The sequence below is a fragment of the Saccharothrix violaceirubra genome, from assembly GCF_014203755.1.
Taxonomy (GTDB): Bacteria; Actinomycetota; Actinomycetes; order Mycobacteriales; family Pseudonocardiaceae; genus Actinosynnema; species Actinosynnema violaceirubrum.
In genome coordinates this window covers 4,605,291-4,621,916 of record NZ_JACHJS010000001.1, presented here as the reverse complement: position 1 = coordinate 4,621,916, position 16,626 = coordinate 4,605,291, and the positions used below count along the sequence as shown (strand labels likewise).

At 72.8% G+C, this 16,626-nt stretch carries 15 protein-coding genes and 1 pseudogene; 4 read left to right on the top strand and 12 right to left on the bottom strand.

From position 1 onward, the window contains the following. Window position 1: 1 nt before the first annotated feature. From F4559_RS21255 to F4559_RS21245, 3 genes are all read left to right on the top strand, one after another. On the top strand, window positions 2-571 hold the full coding sequence (locus F4559_RS21255) for a class I SAM-dependent methyltransferase (protein WP_221447328.1): 570 nt from the start codon (window positions 2-4) through the stop codon (window positions 569-571). Between the two features lie 537 nt (window positions 572-1,108). Further along, window positions 1,109-2,257 carry a glycosyltransferase gene (locus tag F4559_RS21250; protein ID WP_184671275.1) on the top strand — a complete coding sequence of 383 codons (1,149 nt, stop codon included), beginning with the start codon at window positions 1,109-1,111 and terminating at the stop codon, window positions 2,255-2,257. Window positions 2,258-2,298: 41 nt separating this feature from the next. Then, on the top strand, window positions 2,299-4,362 hold the full coding sequence (locus tag F4559_RS21245; protein ID WP_184671273.1) for an ATP-binding protein: 2,064 nt from the start codon (window positions 2,299-2,301) through the stop codon (window positions 4,360-4,362). On the opposite strand, the gene F4559_RS21240 is transcribed toward F4559_RS21245, so the two are convergent. After that, complete coding sequence (locus tag F4559_RS21240) at window positions 4,356-5,954, bottom strand: hypothetical protein (protein ID WP_184671271.1); 1,599 nt, start codon at window positions 5,952-5,954, stop codon at window positions 4,356-4,358. The genes F4559_RS21245 and F4559_RS21240 overlap by 7 nt on opposite strands. 551 nt (window positions 5,955-6,505) lie before the next feature. Between F4559_RS21240 and F4559_RS21235 the strand changes: the two genes are divergently transcribed. Continuing rightward, entirely contained in the window at window positions 6,506-8,383 is a 1,878-nt protein-coding gene (locus F4559_RS21235; protein WP_184671269.1) for a HEAT repeat domain-containing protein, read from the top strand. Window positions 8,384-8,398: 15 nt separating this feature from the next. On the opposite strand, the gene F4559_RS21230 is transcribed toward F4559_RS21235, so the two are convergent. The 11 genes and pseudogenes from F4559_RS21230 to F4559_RS36800 all read right to left on the bottom strand — a co-directional run bounded on the left by F4559_RS21230 (window position 8,399) and on the right by F4559_RS36800 (window position 16,621). Beyond that, window positions 8,399-8,941 (bottom strand): WD40 repeat domain-containing protein, encoded by a 543-nt coding sequence (locus F4559_RS21230; protein WP_184671267.1) that lies wholly within the window; start codon window positions 8,939-8,941, stop codon window positions 8,399-8,401. A 65-nt stretch (window positions 8,942-9,006) separates the two neighbouring features. After that, window positions 9,007-11,250, bottom strand: a complete 2,244-nt coding sequence (locus F4559_RS21225; RefSeq protein ID WP_345019938.1) for an nSTAND1 domain-containing NTPase — start codon at window positions 11,248-11,250, stop codon at window positions 9,007-9,009. Window positions 11,251-11,357: 107 nt separating this feature from the next. Beyond that, entirely contained in the window at window positions 11,358-11,927 is a 570-nt protein-coding gene (locus tag F4559_RS21220) for an SRPBCC family protein (RefSeq protein ID WP_184671263.1), read from the bottom strand. Window positions 11,928-12,171: 244 nt separating this feature from the next. Further along, window positions 12,172-13,359: a hypothetical protein gene (locus F4559_RS21215; RefSeq protein WP_184671261.1), complete on the bottom strand. Its 1,188-nt coding sequence runs from the start codon at window positions 13,357-13,359 to the stop codon at window positions 12,172-12,174. Between the two features lie 86 nt (window positions 13,360-13,445). Then, window positions 13,446-13,592 carry a hypothetical protein gene (locus F4559_RS34565; RefSeq protein ID WP_221447327.1) on the bottom strand — a complete coding sequence of 49 codons (147 nt, stop codon included), beginning with the start codon at window positions 13,590-13,592 and terminating at the stop codon, window positions 13,446-13,448. Further along, a complete protein-coding gene (locus tag F4559_RS36490) occupies window positions 13,589-13,900 on the bottom strand; it encodes a hydrogenase maturation protease (protein WP_221447326.1) in 312 nt (103 codons plus the stop codon). The genes F4559_RS34565 and F4559_RS36490 overlap by 4 nt, the downstream gene beginning before the upstream one ends. Further along, window positions 13,897-14,022 (bottom strand): hypothetical protein, encoded by a 126-nt coding sequence (locus F4559_RS36485; protein ID WP_312865746.1) that lies wholly within the window; start codon window positions 14,020-14,022, stop codon window positions 13,897-13,899. Before F4559_RS36485 ends, F4559_RS36490 begins: the two co-directional genes overlap by 4 nt. Before the next feature lie 209 nt (window positions 14,023-14,231). Further along, entirely contained in the window at window positions 14,232-15,242 is a 1,011-nt protein-coding gene (gene gap / locus F4559_RS21205; RefSeq protein ID WP_184671259.1) for a type I glyceraldehyde-3-phosphate dehydrogenase, read from the bottom strand. A gap of 107 nt (window positions 15,243-15,349) precedes the next feature. After that, complete coding sequence (locus F4559_RS21200; RefSeq protein ID WP_221447325.1) at window positions 15,350-16,105, bottom strand: HypE family hydrogenase expression/formation protein; 756 nt, start codon at window positions 16,103-16,105, stop codon at window positions 15,350-15,352. 133 nt (window positions 16,106-16,238) lie between these two features. Continuing rightward, window positions 16,239-16,322, bottom strand: a pseudogene (locus tag F4559_RS36805) (hypothetical protein); the annotation flags it as partial. After that, a complete protein-coding gene (locus F4559_RS36800; protein WP_184671256.1) occupies window positions 16,286-16,621 on the bottom strand; it encodes an acylphosphatase in 336 nt (111 codons plus the stop codon). The pseudogene F4559_RS36805 and the gene F4559_RS36800, both read right to left, overlap by 37 nt. Window positions 16,622-16,626: the final 5 nt, after the last annotated feature.

Sequence of the window (16,626 nt, the reverse complement as noted above, 5' to 3'; positions counted from 1 at the left end):
GATGTCCGAGTTCGACAAGCACTTCTGGGCAGAGCGCTATGCCCACCCGGGTGGTCATGCCCACGGGCCCAACGCGCACCTGGTCGCGGCGGCGTCCGAACTTCCGCCCGGCCGTGCGTTGGACGCCGGGAGCGGTCACGGTGCCGACGCGCGGTGGCTGGCGGCGCGGGGGTGGCGGGTGACGGCGGTCGACATCGCGGCACCCGCCGTGGTGGCCGACGGGGTCGAGTGGATCACCGCCGATCTTGCCGAGTGGGTGCCGGACGTCGACGGATACGACCTGGTCACGTCGCATTACGTCCACCCGATGACCGAGGAGCTGGTCGCGCGGTTGGCCGCGTCCGTGGCGCCCGGCGGCATTCTGCTGATCGTCGGTCACGATCCGGACGATCGGCACAGTGCCCACTCGTCGCGGCTCACGGCGGGGCAGATCTCGTCCACTGTGGACGGTGATGGGTGGGAGGTCCTGGTGGCCGAGGCCCGGACGGTCGACGGGCCGCATGGGCATGCGTTGCGCGACGCCGTGTTCTCGGCACGCAAGGTCGTCGGCGGGGGGTGGGCGGTTCCCTGATGCGCACGGTGGGGGTGAGGGCCCTCGGCGGCAGTAGGGGCACTGTCCGTCGGCAGCACCGGGACGCACGCTCCGACCGAAGACGATGCCGGTGTCGGTCAGGCCCTGCGCCCCGGCCGGGTCCCCGGCCTTGAGCGGCGGCAGTCCGGTGTACCTGCCGTCCTGCCACACGAACGAGCGCACCGAACTGTCCGCATGGTCGCGCCGCACCAGGACGCGCCCCCGGTCGTCCACCGCCTCGGCATGGCTCCCCCGTGACCCCGAGGTCGACCCCACGACCTGATTCCCCTTCCACAGCGGCGGAACCGTCCTCCGGTCCGCGCCGAACCCGACCCCGACGGCCGTGCCGGACTCGTCGACGGCCCGCGCCCACGGGTCGGTCACGCCCGCCGGCACCGGCAGCCGGTGGCAGACCGGATCACGCCCGCGGCGGACCGGCGACGTGGCGGCATCGCGGAGGACGGGAAGCCCGTGCGCCGGCGGATCTGAGCCGTTATCGAGGGGCGTATTCCGCGTCGGGTCGATAAGGTCCGCCGGATGCGCATGCTGTTCACGTTCGTTGGTGGATCAGGACATTTCCGTCCGCTGGTACCCCTGGCCGAAGCGGTGGCCGCCGCCGGGCACGTGGTCGCGTTCGCGGCGTCGCCGGCCCGGCGGGCGGAGATCGAGGCGGCCGGGTTCGCGGCGTTCCCGGTCGGGCCCGAGTCCGGTCCGCCGGAGCGGCGGCCGTTGCTCGTGCCCGACCGGGAACGGGAGGACCACGACCTGCGCGAAGGCTTCGTCCGGCGGATGGCGGCCCGCAACGTGCCGGAATACCTGGAACTCTTCGGGCGGTGGCGGCCGGACGTCGTGGTGTGCGAGGAGGTCGACTTCGGCGGCGTGCTCGCCGCCGAGAAGCTGGGGCTGCCCTACGCCAACGTCCAGGTGATCGCGTCCGGGTCGTTCATCCGTCCCGAGGTCGTCGGCGAGGCGTTGGGCGAGTTGCGGGCCGCCCACGGTCTGCCCGCCGATCCGGACCTGGTCATGCGACACCGGCACCTGCTGCTGTCGCCGTTCCCGCCCAGCCTGCGCGACCCGGCGTTCCCGTTGCCGGACAACGCCTTCCCGATCCGGCCGCCGGTCGGGGCGACGGCGCGGTCCGACAAGCCCACCGTGTACTTCACGTTGGGCACGGTGTTCAACAGCGAGTCCGGCGACCTGTTCGCCCGCGTGCTCGACGGCCTGGAGGACCTGCCGGTCGACGTGATCGCCACGGTGGGCCACCACGTCGACCCGGCCGAGTTCGGCGTCCGCCGCCCCGGCGTGCGCATCGAGCGGTACGTGCCCCAGGACGAGATCCTGCCGCGCTGCGACCTCGTGATCTCGCACGGCGGGTCGGGCAGCGTGGTCGGCACGCTCGCGCACGGCCTGCCGATGGTGCTCGTCCCGCTGGGCGCCGACCAGCCGCACAACGCCGACCAGTGCGTCAGGCTGGGCGTGGCGGGAAAGCTGGACCCGGTGACCGCCACGCCCGAGGACGTCCGCGCGGTCGTGCACGAGGTGCTGACGAATCCGGACCACCGGCGGGCCGCCGAACGCGTGCGGGCCGAGATCCTGGGACTGCCCGAACCGGCACGGGCCGTGCCGCTGCTCGAACGGCTCGCCGGACCGCGCGATCACCCGTTGTCCGCACCGGACATGGCGTAGCGTTGGCCGTCGATCACAGACGGCCGATGTGCGGGGCGTGGATGGACCAGCCGGGGAACGACGGGGCACGGCGGAACGACGCCACCCACAACGACGTCGACAACGACGTCGACGGCACCGTCGGCGCGGTCGTGCAGGCCGGTCCGGTCCAGGGCGGCATCGTGGTCAACAACTACGGCCGGGTGCCGGTCGGACCGCCGGACGAACTGCCCCCGCCACCGTCGGGGTTCGTCAACCGCGTGCGCGAGCTGGCCGCCCTCGACGGCGCCGCCGGTGTCGCGGTGGTGACCGGACTGGCCGGTGTCGGCAAGAGCGCGCTGGTCCACGAATGGGCCGATCGCCAGGCCGGGCGGTTTCCGGACGGCAAGCTGTACGTGGACTTCGCCGCGTTGCGCACGCCCGGCGGTACGGCCGTCGCCGACGGTCTCGCCGGCTGCCTGCGGTCGCTCGGCGTCGACCACCGGCAGCTGCCCACGACGCTCGCGGCCCTGGTCGCCCTCTACCGCACCAAGACGGCGGGCGGTCGGCGCCTGGTCGTGCTCGACGACGTGTCCGAAGCCGCGCACGTGTCGCCGTTCCTCACCCGCGCGTCCGGGTCGGTCGTGGTGGCGACCAGCAACGAACGGCTCGTGGAACTGACCCTGGACGGCGCGGCCACCCTGGAACTCGGCCCGTTGACGCCCGACGACTCGGTGCTCCTGCTGCGCGCACTGTGCACCGACGGCCGGATCGACGCCGACCCGGTCGCCGCGCGGGCGTTGGCGCGGCGGTGCGCCGGACTGCCCGTCGCGCTGCGGGTGGCGGCGGGACGGCTGCTGTCCCGGCGGTTCCTGACCGTCGCCGGACTGGCCGACGAGCTGGCGGACGACGCGCGGGGGCTGGATGCCCTGGCGTACGGAGGGGAGCACCGCTTGTCCACCGTGTTCGACAACTCCTACCGCGACCTCGACCCCGCCGCCGCGGCCCTGTACCGGCGGCTGGGCCTGTTGCCGGTGCGCGACTTCCCGCTCGACGTGATCCGGCTCGCCGATCCGACGGGGGACTCGCTGGAGCGGTTGGTCCGGGCCAACCTGCTGGACGAGGTCGATCAGGATCGCTACGCGTTCCACCGCCTTGTCGCCCTGCACGCCCGCGAACGCGCGCGGGACGAGGACGGGGCCGACGTGTGGCTGCGGCGAGTGCTGGAGTACTACCTCGACGTCGTGCGCCAAGCGGACTGGGTGGTGATGGGGAACCGACTGCGGATCACGCCGGGCAAGCCGGGCGAGTCGCGGTTCGTCGACCGTGCGCAGGCCCTGGACCGGCTGGCCGCCGAGCGGGCGAATCTGCTCGCGTTGCTGCGGGAAGCGGCCACGCACGGGTACGACGACGTGGCGTGGCAGCTCGCCGAAGGCCTCACCGCGCTCTACTTCAACCGACGCCACCTGGAGGACTGGGTCGAGTCGGCCGACCTCGGCGCGGCGGCGGCCCGGCGGGTGGACAACCCGGCGGCCGAGGCCCGGCTGCGCAGCGTGGTGTCCCGTGCCTACACGGAACTCGACCACCCGGACCGGGCGGGCGAGGAGCTGCGGGTCGCCCGGGAACTCGCCGAGCGCAGCGGCCACGCGGTGCTCATCGCCTCGGTGTGGGAGTTCACCGGCCGCCACCTCGACCGGGTCGACCCGGCCGCGGCGGTCGAGGCGTACCGCACCGCGTTGGCCCGCAACCTGGAGGCGGGGGAGCGGCGTGGCGCGGCCCTGGCCAAGTACTTCCTGGGTGCCGCGCTGCACGCGGCCGGCCGGCCCGACGAAGCCCTGCTGGTCGAGGCGTACGACGAACTCGCGTCGGACGAGCGCATGGCCGCGCGGGTGTCGGTCACGTTGGGTGCCCTGCGCGCGGACGCCGGTCGGCTCGACGAGGCCCGTGCCGATCTCGAAGCCGCGGTCCGCGTGCTGAACGGGGCGGGCTTGACGCACTACGAGGCGCAGGCGCTGCCGGTCCTGGCGGACGTGTTGGAGCGGCTTGGCCTGGTCGACGAGGCCCGCGAACGCCTTCGCCGGTTGATCGTCATCCGGGAGGACGCCGGACTTCCCGTCGACGACCTGAAGGCCCGGCTCGGTCAGTAGACCGTGATCCGGGTGGTGTCGGCGCCCACGCGCAGGTCGAACGTCCCCTCGACGAGACCGGTGTGGACCAGACGCGTGTAGACCGCCGACGCGAGCAGGCCCGGGTCGGGCAGGTCGGACTTCACGGTGAACCGCCCGGACCCGCGCACCGCGAGCACGCACCCGTCGGGCGTGGCCATCCCGGCGATCCGGGCGCCGGGATGGCGGTCCAGCGCCTCCGCGGGCCAGGTCGGCCCGGCGGGATCGGTGCGCACCACCACCGCCGCGTCCGCGAACCGGCGCACGTCGCGCTCCCGGACGTCCACGCTGACATGTCGGATGCCGCCGCTCGTGCGCGCCGCCACGGGGTGGCGGCGCAGCGTGACGAGCGACTCGGCGGCCGTGCCGACCACGTCCAGGCTGTGCAGCGGCGGCAGCGCCGCCGGCGGATCGGGTGCGAGACCGGGGCGTTGCGGGAAATCCGGTTCGGGCAGGCCGAGCGCGTCGTAGCAGTGCGTCCGGAGCAGGCGCAGCGCCTGGCCCGGCTCGGTGAACACGTCCGACGCGGCGACGAGCGTCCGGTGCCCGGCCAGGACCTCTTCGAGCTGGGGGAGCAGCGGGCGGGACCGGTCGAGCCTCGGCGCGGTCCGGCCGAGCCCGGCCATCGCCGTGCCGGCCACGACCTCGTCGCCGAACGCGCCCAGCAGCAGCGGCACGCCCGTGGCCGCCGCGTACAGGCTCACCGAACCGTGGTCGCCGATCACCACGTCGGCCGCCACCATCGCGGCGTGCCACCCGCGTGTCGGGTCGACCAGCAGCATGCCCGAGCGCAACGCCGTGTCGGCGACCCGCCGCAGCTCCCAGCCGCCCTCCCACGCCCACACGTTCGGATGGGCGACCAGGGCGACCCGGTACTCGTCGGCGGGCAGTTCGCGCACCAGGTCCGCGAGCAGACCGGGGTCCGTGCCGAGCAGGGACTGACCGCGCCAGGTGGACGTGACCAGCACCAGCCGTTGGCCGGCGCGCAGGCCCAACGCCTCGCGGTAGCGGGCACGCAGGGGCGCGCTCTCCAGGAGCAGGTCCAGGCTCGTGTCCCCGCCGAGCAGGGTGCGGCCGACGGTCTCCGGGCACAGCTCGGCGAGCCGGCGTTCGTGATCGGGGTGCGTGACCAGCATCCGCACCTGCCCGCCGCGCAGGACCTCGGGCGCGACGACCCCGGAGACCCGGGTGTCGTCGCTGTCGGCGTCGGGCACCCGCTTGTGGAACCCGATGCCGTGCGGGAGGACGAGCATGGGCGCGGGCCGGTCCAGGACGAGGTCGAGCTTCTCGCTGGCGGTGACGACCAGGTCCCAGTCGTCGTGCGTGACGTCCTCGACGGAGTGGACCTTCGCGGGCAGACCCCGGATCAACTCGGCGACGCCGGTCGAGTTGCGCGACCGGCGGTCGACGGCGAACACGATCCGCACCCGGTGGTCCCCGGCGAACACCGGCAGCGCCTCCAACAACCGGATCGCCGAGGTGAGGGTCCGCGTGACGGCCAACACGGTCCGCTCGACCCGGAACGTGCCCCAGCGCCCGGCGTCGGACCCGTCGTCGGTCAGGTCACCGCCCACGGACGTCACCGCCTCGAACGGCTCCCGGCTCCCGGCTCCCGGCTCCCGGCTCCCGGCTCCCGGCTCCCGGCTCCCGGCAGACCTTCGATCCTAGCCAGACCTCAACCGGAGAAGCCCTGCTCCGCCTCGACTCGGCCGATGTCCCCACACCCGACCGTGCCACAAGGTGCGGAACACCGCGAGCCACCGACGCGACCACCCGTGATCCACACACGACGAGACATGATAGCGACCGGGAACGTCCACTTCGGGCCGTCCGGACCAGGTCGGGAGCCGTCCGGTGCGCGAAGCCCGGCAGTGGCGTGGCCAACGTGACGACGTCCGACCCGATCGCGAGACCGCACTCGCCGAGCGCGACGGCGTACATGGCCCGATCAGCAGCGGCTCACGGGACGCGAGCACCGGCCGGTACATGACCGTGCGCACGTCCTCGGCCGCGGTCCGGCATCGTCGTCTCCCGTCGGCTGACCGATCCCGGGCCGGTTGTCCGCATCTCTCGCCGAGGGGCGCGCGCGTTACACCGCCCGTGCCCTTCCCCTACCGTTCCCGCCATGGACGCGATCGACTGGGCGGCGTTGGAGCACAACTACGGCAACGCCTCCGACATCCCCGACCTGCTGCGTCGTTGCGCCGACGAAGACGCCGACACGGCGTCGGAAGCGGCGGAGGACCTGTTCAACCTGCTCTACCACCAGGGCGGCTGGGTCTGCTCGGCCGCGTCCGCCGCGTTGCCGTTCCTGGCCGACCTCGCGGCCACCGCTGCCCACCACCGGGCCGGGATCGTCGGGTTGATCGACCAGGTGGCCGCGGAAGCCCACCGCGTCGAGAGCCGCTTCGTGGACGACGGTTGGCAGGCCGCGCTGGACGCCACCCGCCACCGCCTGCTCGCCCTGCTCGACGACCCCGACGCGAGAGTGCGCGGGGCAGCGACCATGGTGGCCGCCCGCGGCATCCGGCACCCCGACTCGGTGGCGGCGTTGCGTCGGCGTTGGCTGGTCGAGACGGACCGGGTGACGCGGTGGGACCTCGCGCACGCGCTCGGGAAAGTCCACGCGTGGCACGACGACGACCGGCTGCGGGCCGAAGTGGACGCGCTGATCGAGGCCGACGACCCGCACCTGCGGCTGGCCGCCGCCCACGCGTCGGCCGACCCGACCCTGGCGGCACGACACGTCGACGTGCTCGTCGAGGCCGTGCGACACCCGGACGCCGGACTGTGGCAGGAGTCCGCGTGGCTCGGCGGCGGTCCCGAAGTGGTCGTCCGGGCCACGGGAAGCCTGGTGCGCGACGACCCGGCCGCCGCGGCCGCCTACGTCGTCGGGCTCGGCCGCAGCCGTCCCGTCGCCGCGGTGCGGGAAGCGTGGCTGACCCTGGAGACGTGGCACGCCGGGATCGACGCGATCCCAGCGTTCCTCGCCGACCACCTGGAGCACGACCTCCCCGAGGTCCGCTACGGCGCGGCGTTCGCGTTCGGCTGTCTGGGCGTCGGCGGACACACGGACCGGCTCGCGGCACTGGCCGGAGATCCGGCGCGACGCGACTCGCGGGTGGTGAGCACCGTCGGCGACGCGGCCGTCTGGGCACTGGCACGCCAGGGCGATCCGCGCTGCGTCACCGGCCTGACCGAACGCCTGACCGGCGACCGGCTCGGGTTCGCGCCGGCCGAAAGCAGCCACGGTCCGGGCGTACCCACGCTGTGGCTGCCCGGAATCCGCACCGTGCTCATCCCGTTGCGCGAACACGCCGAGCACCTCGTCGACGCGCTGGCCACCCGGCTCGCGGCGGCCCACGACGACCACGTACTCGCGAACTCCCTGTGCCGCGTGGTCCAGGAATGGGGACCGGCCGCGGCAGCGGCACTGCCCGCCGTCGTCGCCGTGCTGGACGACGACCGGATCTTCACCCAAGCCGCCAAGGCGATCGGGGCCGTGGGCACACCGGTGGCGGTCGACGCACTCCGGCGCAGAGCCGACGAACCGGCCGCCGCGTGGGCGTTGTGGCGCACCGGCGGCGAACCAGGACCGGTGGTCGACGTGCTGACCCGTCACGAGGATTGTGCCCTCTTGGCGGACCTCGGCCCCCTGGCCTCGGCCGCCGCGGACACGGTTCGCCGACTCACCCGCTCCGAGAACGACTGGGTTCGCGTAGCGGCGGCGTTCGCGTTGTGGCGCATCACCGACGACCCGACCGGACCCGCCGCGGTACTGACCGACATCGCTCGACCACTCGCGACCGGCGACGTCCTGCCTGTGCGGATCGTCGCGCTGAAGCACTTGGCGGACATGGACATCCGGACCGAACCCGTCGCCGCCTTGGCACAGTCCATCGCCGACGACCCGCGCCGCATCGCGTACTCCGGTGGTTGGCAGGCGTTCACCGAGGACGAGACCCTCCGCACCGCCGCGTCCCGATTGCTCGGGCGGCTTTGAGGACCACTGTTCCGGTCATCCGCAGAGAGCGCGGAAGGGGACATCGCCGAAGTGCCGTCGCCAGTCGGGTTCAGTGAGGCGTGCCGAATCGACCGCGCAGACAGCGGTGGCGGCGTCTTCAGGGTCTGGAAACCACCGCACCGAGTGGAAGTCGCCTTCAGGGTTGTCACGGATCGCGTGGGGGACCCGTCGCCGCGGAATGTCGGATCGGCCAAGAATTTGGACGGGATAGGTGAACCGGGCTCGCTGACGTAGGGCGTAGTCGGGCATGACGTCCCAGAACTTGATCTCACCGTTGTCCCCGACGCCGATGGCGGTGCGCCGGTCGGGACTGAATGCCGCGTAGTCGACCAAGCCGTGGTGGAACGCGGTCTTCGTGCCGCGCCGAGGCTCTCGCGGCGAGGTCAGGTCCCACACCGTGAGCACCCCGTCCGAACCCACGACGGCGACGTGGCGGTCGTCGACGAAGTAGACCAGGCCCGGCATGTCCCCTTTGGCTACGGGAATGTCGGCGATGTGCCGCGGTGCCGTCATGTCGGTGATGTCCCAGATCTCCACATCGCCGACACGACTTTCCCCGAGTTGGCCGAGATCCTGGAGGAGGGCGAGATCACGGCCGATTTTCAGGAACGACCCCCTGGAGGGCAGTTCGGCCAGGTGCCGTGACCGGGATGGTTCGCCGAGGTCCCACAGCCGCCAGGGGCCTCCGGCCGTCCAGTACGGTTCCTTCGCCGCATCCCGGACGAGGACGGCTCCCGGCTCGGTCGACAGCCTGAGCCCTGGGTGAACAGCGTCGTACTGTCGGCCGCGAACACGGAGTTTCCGAAACGGCCGTCGAGGGTCGCCCGGCGAACCGGTCGGCTCGGGTCGGTGACGTCCCACAGGTGGGCTCTCGCCTCGGCGTCGTGGGTGACGAGCGTGCGGCCGTCCGGGCTGAAGACACCGCTGCCGACACCTCCGGTGAAGGAAGCGGTGTCGGTCGTGCCTTGCCCGGAGAGCAGGGACAGGGTCGTGAGTCCGGTGCGCCGGTGGGTGGTGGCGACGAGGTCGCGCCGCGGTGCCATGGTGATCATGCAACCGCACTCGCCATCGGCCAGGCGTGCCCCGCTCGCCGTCCCGGCCGCCGCGAGGAGCAGGTCACCGGTCGTCGGCGACGGGGAGAGCCGGTAGGCGTCGAGGCCGCGTGCGGCGGCGAGCGGGGGATCGTCGACGATCGACGCGGTGATCTCGTCGGCCACGCCGAGTGCGGCGGCGATGTCGCGTTCCCGTGCCGACGCCTTCCGCACGGTGTCGGCGTGGAACGCCGTGCCGGCCGCCGTCACCGCCAGGATCGAGACCAGCGCCAGAAGCGCGCGCAGCGATCGGCGACGCCGTCGTTTCGACTGCCGGTCGCGCTTGTCGGCGGCGATGCCGGCCGCGAGGTACCGGCTTTCGGCGGAACTGAGGTCGTGGCGGTCACGAGCCCATTCCCGGGCGACTTCCAGACGGGTTCCACCCAGCAGGGTATCGGGGTCCTCCCCGTGGTCCGCCCAGATGGCGGCGGATTCGGTGAGGCCGCGGAGCAGGCGTTGTCCGTCGTGGTCCTCGTCAAGCCAGTCCCGCAACCTCGGCCAGGCGTCGAGCAGGGCCTCGTGGGTGATCTCCACGCTGTCGGCGGGCAGTACCGGCAACCGTGCTTCGGCGAGGATGGACAGCACGGCGGTGGTGTCCTCGTCGTCGTCCAGTTCGCTTCGGCGAGTGCGGCGTTCGGTGTCCTCGGTGGCGTCGCCCAGGACGACCAGACGTGGCAACAGACTCCGGGTGAGCTGTTGCTGTCGAGGCGTCATGGTGGCGTACACGGCTTCCGCGGTGGCGGCCAAGGCGCCGTCGATGCCACCCGCGCGATGGAATGCGGCCAGGGTGAGGGTGTTGCCCTGTCGTCGCCGCCAGGTTTCGAGGAGGGCGTGGGACAACAGCGGCAGCGTCCCGATGCCGCCGTGGGCCTCGGCGACCAAGGTGGTCAGCAGGGCGTTCTCGATGACGCATCGGGCGTGTCGTGCGGGATGCACGATCACCCGCCGCAGTTCCTCCGCGGTCATCGAACGCATGGCGACCTGCGCGTCGGTCGTCATGCCCGCGAGCCCGGGTTCGAGCAGGCAGTGGCTGTAGAAGTCGGCGCGGACACCGAGCACGACCCGACAGCGGCTGCCCGGGGCCTCGGTCGCCCCGGTCAGCGCCGAGAGGAACCGGGTCCGAGCCGCCCGGTCGCCGCACTGGGTGAACAACTCCTCGAACTGGTCGACCACCACCAGGATCTCGGCGTTCGCGGCGGCGCCGACCAAGGACTGCCGCAGCAGGAGGTCGAGGTTCGTCGGATCGGCGTCCAGTTCGGCCTTGACCGCGCCGGCCGTGGTGCCTAGAGGCACGGACAGGTGGATCGCGCACTCCCGGATCGGATCAGCGCCGGAGGTGACCAGCAGGACCCGGTTCGTACCGCCGGCCGTCGACTTCGGTATCAGGCCCGCGCGCAGCAGGGAGGACTTGCCGGTCCCGGACGGTCCGAAGACCGCCACGAACCGCCGGTTCTCCACCTTCTCGACCAATTCGTCCAGCAGCCGCTCACGGCCGAAGAACCATTCCGCGTCGTCCGCCTCGTACGCCGACAGTCCCCGGTAGGGCGTGCCGCCCGCACGTTTCGAAGTCGCCGCAGGTCCGCGGCGAACTCCACCAGGGATGAACCGTCGGGCTCGAGCGGCGCTTCGGATCGTGGCATGTCCGAGTGTTCTCCTTTCCGACAACGACGCATGCTGTTCAGGAGCGGCGCGGAAGAACGTCGATTCGCGGCGGACCACTCCAACGGCGCAGTGGAGTCGAACCCGCGATTCCATTCCACGGCGGCAGGTCGAGCCTGCCGGTCTCGCCGGACCCGCCCTTTTCTCGGGGACTGCTCGGCATCGTGGATTTCGAGCAGCGGATCGCCCGGTCCGATGTCTCGTCACGGGTGGGCTTCGGCGGCGGCCTTGAGGTCGGCGAGCCAGGTGTCGAGTCCCATGTCGGAGTTCGGGTCGGCTTGGGGTCCGGTGTGGGTCTCCTCGGTGCGGACCAGGACGCCGGTGCGGGTGGGCGTGAAGGTCCAGACGTGGGTGCCGTCGATGTGGTAGCCGGGCCCGTCGGCGGGTCCGGTCCAGCGGACGCACCGGTGGTGTCGGATCTGCCGGACGGTCGAGGTGATGACGATCTGGGCGGTGGGCGGGAAGGGCAGATCGACGGTGGCGCGGAATCGGGAGCGGGCGCGCAGTGGACCGGGGTCGAGGCGTTCGATGGTCATGGGTGCCGCGGGCCGCTGCCAGGAGGGCCAGGATTCCACGTCGGTGTGCAGGTTCCAGACGGTGCGCAACGGCGCGTGGACGAGGGTCTCGGCCCGGTGGCGGGCTTCGGCGTCCGGGTCGACGCCCTGCCCTTGGCAGGTCACCGGACCACGACCGGCTTGGGCAGGCGGAGCGGCGACGCCGAGGACGGCGACGAGCGCGAGTGCCAGTGCGGCGGTGCGACGGGCAGCGGGCATGACTTCGTCCTCCGTTCACCGACCGACCCGGTCGGGTCGGCCTTGCCCGGAGTCTTTCGTCGCACGGGGTGCGGTCGCGTCGGCAGGAACCACCTACACCGCCCGCCGGCGCCGTGCAGGGAGTTCCGGTGCGCTTGACACGCCACGCCGATGCGGACGTCCTCGGTCGGCGGCCGGACCGGCGTGGTCCACCCACCACCGCCGGCCTTTCGGGGTGGTGGGTGGACGGTGCCGGGCCGGCGCGTCAGCGGTCTGCCGGACCCGGCCAGAGCGTGGCGTGCCAGGGGCCGTTCGCGGTGAAGGAATTGCCGATCACCGTGCCCGCGTCGTCGATGCCGACCGCCCAGCTGGACAGGCCGGTACCGGGCAGGGTGCCGAGATCGACGACGCGGCCGTCGCGGTCCCAACGCACGGCGTGGTCCTGGCCGGCCGCGGTCTTGGCGGTGCCGGCGATCCGGCCGCGGCGGTCGATGCCCGCGGCGGAACTCGTCGTGTCGCCGAGTCCGCCCAGGTCGGTCGGAACGCCGTCGCGGTCCCAGCGCACGCCGCGGGTCCGGCCGTCGTCGAACTGCGCCGTGCCGACCGCGGTGCCCCGGTCGTCGATCCCGGTGACCTGGCTGTAGCGGGCGCCGGGCAGGGTGCCCAGATCGGTGACGCGACCCTGCCGGTCCCAGCGCCGGGCGTGCGGTCCCTGGTCGCTGCCGTAGGTGTACACGTTCCCGGCGCACACGCTGCGGTCGTTGATGACCACGGGTGCGCCCTCGGAGTCGCCCGGCAGGCTTTCCAGGACCGTGACGCGTCCGTCGCGCTCCCAGCGCACCGGGCGGGAGCGGCCCAGGTCGTAGTACGTCGTCCCGAAGGCCACGCCGTCGTCCGCGATGCCGCCGACCAGGCTGTTGCGGTCCCCGCTCGGCAGGCCGAGTTCGGTGATCCGGCCCGCGGCGTCCCACCGCACGGCGCGCTGGAGGTTCCCGGGCAGCAGTGCGACGCCCACGATCACGTCGTGGTCGTTCACGCCCACCGCCCGACTGCCGATCGCGCCGGGCAGCGTGCCGAGGTCGGTCGTGCGGCCGTCGCGATCCCATCGGACCGCGTGCATGTCGGTCAGGTCGTTCGTGTAGGAGAATCCGACGACCGTGCCGTGCTTGTTGATCGCGCTCGCCGCGCTCCGGGTGGTTCCGGGAACGACGCCCAGGTCGGTGATCTGGTGGGCGGCGTCCCACCGGACGGCGCGGGAGGTGGTCAGGTTCTCCGAGTACGAGATGCCGGCCACCCAGCCGTGGTCGTCGATCGCGATCGTCTCGCTGATGGCGTGGCCGGGCAGCGTGCCCAGGTCCACCACCACCGGTCGGGGCGATGCGGTCGCCGTGCCGGCGAATGCCGCGGTCGCCAGTGCGAGGGGCAAGGTCAAGCCCAAGGGCAGGAGTCGCATGTCGAGTGCCTTCCCGGGAGAGTCGCCGATCGATGGGCTGTGATCGGGGTGCGGGTCGAGGCCGAGCCTGAGGTCGTGCACGGTCGTCACTGTCTTCGGCCCGACGACGGGGCCGTGTCCACGTCGTGGAGTTCGTCCAGGACGGCTTGGACGACGCGGGGAACGGCCATCCGGACCATCTGGCTCAGGCCGCGCCCGACGTCGGTGTCGGCCACCTCCACCGCGAAGATCACCAGTCGGCGCGGGAGCTTGTCGAGGGCGGTGGCCGGTTCGACGGCTTCCGGGATTCCGAAGCCGTGCGAGCCGTTGGCCGTCTGGGCGGTGCCGCCGAAGGAGAACGGTGCAGGGTGCCGGGCAGGCCGCGCATGGCGTCCACGACGATCACGAGGTCCTCGCCGTCCCACGCCTCCATGAGCCGCACCGGGTCGCCGTCGGTGATCTCGGCCCGCACCCCATGTCGGGCGAGTGCGCGGGCCACGACCGGTCCGACGGCATCGTCCTGGCGGAACTCGTTGCCCACGCCCACGACCACCGCGTTCACGCTCGTTCCCGGTGGAAGTGCGGAAAGTGCGCCGAGCACGAGATGCACGGGTCGTGGTTGCGGATCGCGCGTTCGCACAGCGAGACCAGCGCGTGGTCGTCCAGGTCGAGGTGGTCGGCCACCAGTCGGGCGGCGTCGACTGCCGACCGCGCCGCCGCCGTCCGGGCGGGCAGCCCGTCGAGCAGCCGCAGCCCGACCGGGCTGCCGGCGACCGCGACGAACCGGTGGCCGTCGCCGTCGACCAGTTCGGCCAGGGCGATGTCGAAGCCCGTGCCCGCCGCGGCGCAACGCCGCGATCAGGGCGTCGAGACCGGCGAGGTCCAGGACGGAGTCACGGCAGCGACGCGGCCACGAGGTCGCACAGGTCGAGGGTGCGGTTGGCATAACCCCACTCGTTGTCGTACCAGCCGAACACCTTGACGGTGCCGCCGGTCGACTTGGTGAGCTGCGAGTCGAACACGCACGACGCCGGGTTGCCGATGATGTCGCGCGACACCAACGGCGCGGTGCTGTAGACGAGGACGTCCTTGAGCCGGCCGTCGGCGGCCTCGGCGAACGCCCGGTTGACCTCCGCCGCGGTCGCCGGGTGCTCCAGCACGACGGTGAGGTCGGTCAGCGAACCGTCCTCGACCGGGACGCGGACCGCCGACCCGTCGAGCCGCCCGGCCAGCGCCGGGATGACCAGGCCGACCGCCTTCGCCGCACCCGTCGAGGTGGGGATCATGTTGACCGCCGCGGACCGGGCCCGTCGAGGGTCCTTGTGTGGGCGGTCCAAAATGGACTGGTCGTTGGTGTAGGCGTGGATGGTGGTCATCAGACCTTCGCGGATGCCGAACGCCTCGTGCAGCACGGAAGCCATCGGCGCCACGCAGTTGGTGGTGCAGGAGGCGTTGGACACCACGTGGTGCGTGGCCGGGTCGTAGGTGTCCTCGTTGACACCGAGGACGATCGTGGCGTCGACGTCCTTGCCGGGAGCCGTGATCAGGACCTTCCGGGCGCCGCGCGAGAGGTGCGCACCGGCCGTCTCCCTGGTCCGGAACCGGCCTGACGCCTCGATGACGATGTCGACGCCATGCGCGCCCCAGTCGAGGTCCGCCGGGTCGGCGTGGGCGTCGACCCGGATCTCGCGCCCGTCGACCGCCAGGTGGTCGGGGCCGAAGTCGACCTCGTGCGTCCACGGGCCGTACGTCGAGTCGTAGGCCAGCAGGTGCGCCAGCGACTCCGGGGTGGCGATGTCGTTGACCGCCACCACTTCGATCGTGTCGGCGCCGCGATCCACCGCGCACCGCAGGACGTCGCGACCGATCCGGCCGAATCCGTTGATCCCCACTCGGACCGCCATGCTGTCTCCTCCTCGAAACGTCCGTGGTTCCCGCTTCGATGCTGTCCCTCGCGCGGTGCCGGCAGGCAGTGACGAAAGTCCCGGCCGGTCGGGATTTCCGGCTCCGGTCAACAGATCCGGGGGAGCTGTTCACCGACGAGGACGTCCACGATCCGGGTGGAGCCGATGCCGGTGCGCGCGGTGACGCGTCCCGCCGGGCCGTCGGTGACCCGGCCGATCACGCATGCCCGCGTACCCGCGGCCACCGACCGCGGTGCCGCGTCGGCACCACCGGGCGGGACGAACGCGACCAGGCAGCCTTCGTCGGCCACGTGCGGCGGGTCCAGGTCCAGCGGTTCGCACGCCGCCGCGACCGGGCGCGGTACGGGCACGTCGTCCGCCACGATCTCGACGGCGACACGGGACGCCTCCGCCAACTCGTCGAGCGCACCGGTCAACCCGCCCCGGGTGGGGTCGCGCGGCACGTGCAGGTCCCGGCCGACCGCGCGGACCACCGCCGCCACCAGGCCGTCGAGCGGCCGGCCGTCGGACTCGCTCTCCGCCTCGAAGCCCAGCCCCTCCCGCGTGCCGAGGATCGCGGTGCCGTGCGCGCCGATCGGCCCCGACAGCAGCACCACGTCGCCGACCCGGCCGGCGGCGGACGGCTGCGCGTCGCCTATCGGCAGACCGACACCCGTCGTCGTTACGCACAGCCCGTCCGCCGCGCCCCGGCGGCGGGCCGGTTCGGCGAGCAGCGGGTGGTGCGGCGGCCTGTACGGGAGGAAGAGCCCGGACTCCGCCGAACCGGGCGCGACGGAGGGTGGGAGATCGGCGTCGTCCCGTCGGCGCGACAGCACCACCGGTGCGGCAGGGGAGGGCGGCACTGTCCACTGTGCACAGTCCGCGCGCAGCCTCCTCGTCGCGCACCATGACGGCGAAAGCCATGCGCGGCCGGTGATGGCCGCGCTCCGCGCGTCCTCGCCCGTCGACCCGCCCCAGGACAAGGTCGGCGCAGGTGACGAAGGGGTGGTGGAACCCGCGGTCGGCCGGGTCGAACAGCTCGGTCAGGCAGGGCCCGCAGGTCGCGATGTCGGGCGGCACGGTGCGGGCACCGAAGTGCTCGCCGGCGCGACTCGCGAGGACCGCGAAACCCGCCGACACCGGCAGCCGGCACACGTCGATCCGCTCCACCACCGCCGCGGCCGGCGACCGCGCGCACCTTGTTCGCGGAAGGCGGCCGGCTCGCCCGGCTCGCCCGCCGCGGTGATCACCACCCGGCCGTCGACGTCGCGCACGTCGCCGTCGATCCCCGGCGCCGAGGCGACGCGGTGCAGGTGCGGCCGGAAACCGACGCCCTGCACCGTTCCGCGCACCTCGATCCGCTCCACGGCCTTCGCCATGTCGT

Excerpts from the sequence above, each read along its gene's own strand:
- F4559_RS21255 (WP_221447328.1), top strand. The coding sequence starts at position 2 with ATGTCCGAGTTCGACAAGCACTTCTGGGCAGAGCGCTATGCCCACCCG.
- F4559_RS21250 (WP_184671275.1), top strand. The coding sequence starts at position 1,109 with ATGCGCATGCTGTTCACGTTCGTTGGTGGATCAGGACATTTCCGTCCG.
- F4559_RS21245 (WP_184671273.1), top strand. The coding sequence starts at position 2,299 with ATGGACCAGCCGGGGAACGACGGGGCACGGCGGAACGACGCCACCCAC.
- F4559_RS21235 (WP_184671269.1), top strand. The coding sequence starts at position 6,506 with ATGGACGCGATCGACTGGGCGGCGTTGGAGCACAACTACGGCAACGCC.
- F4559_RS21225 (WP_345019938.1), bottom strand. The coding sequence starts at position 11,250 with ATGGAATCGCGGGTTCGACTCCACTGCGCCGTTGGAGTGGTCCGCCGC.
- F4559_RS21220 (WP_184671263.1), bottom strand. The coding sequence starts at position 11,927 with ATGCCCGCTGCCCGTCGCACCGCCGCACTGGCACTCGCGCTCGTCGCC.
- F4559_RS21215 (WP_184671261.1), bottom strand. The coding sequence starts at position 13,359 with ATGCGACTCCTGCCCTTGGGCTTGACCTTGCCCCTCGCACTGGCGACC.
- gap (WP_184671259.1), bottom strand. The coding sequence starts at position 15,242 with ATGGCGGTCCGAGTGGGGATCAACGGATTCGGCCGGATCGGTCGCGAC.
- F4559_RS36800 (WP_184671256.1), bottom strand. The coding sequence starts at position 16,621 with ATGGCGAAGGCCGTGGAGCGGATCGAGGTGCGCGGAACGGTGCAGGGC.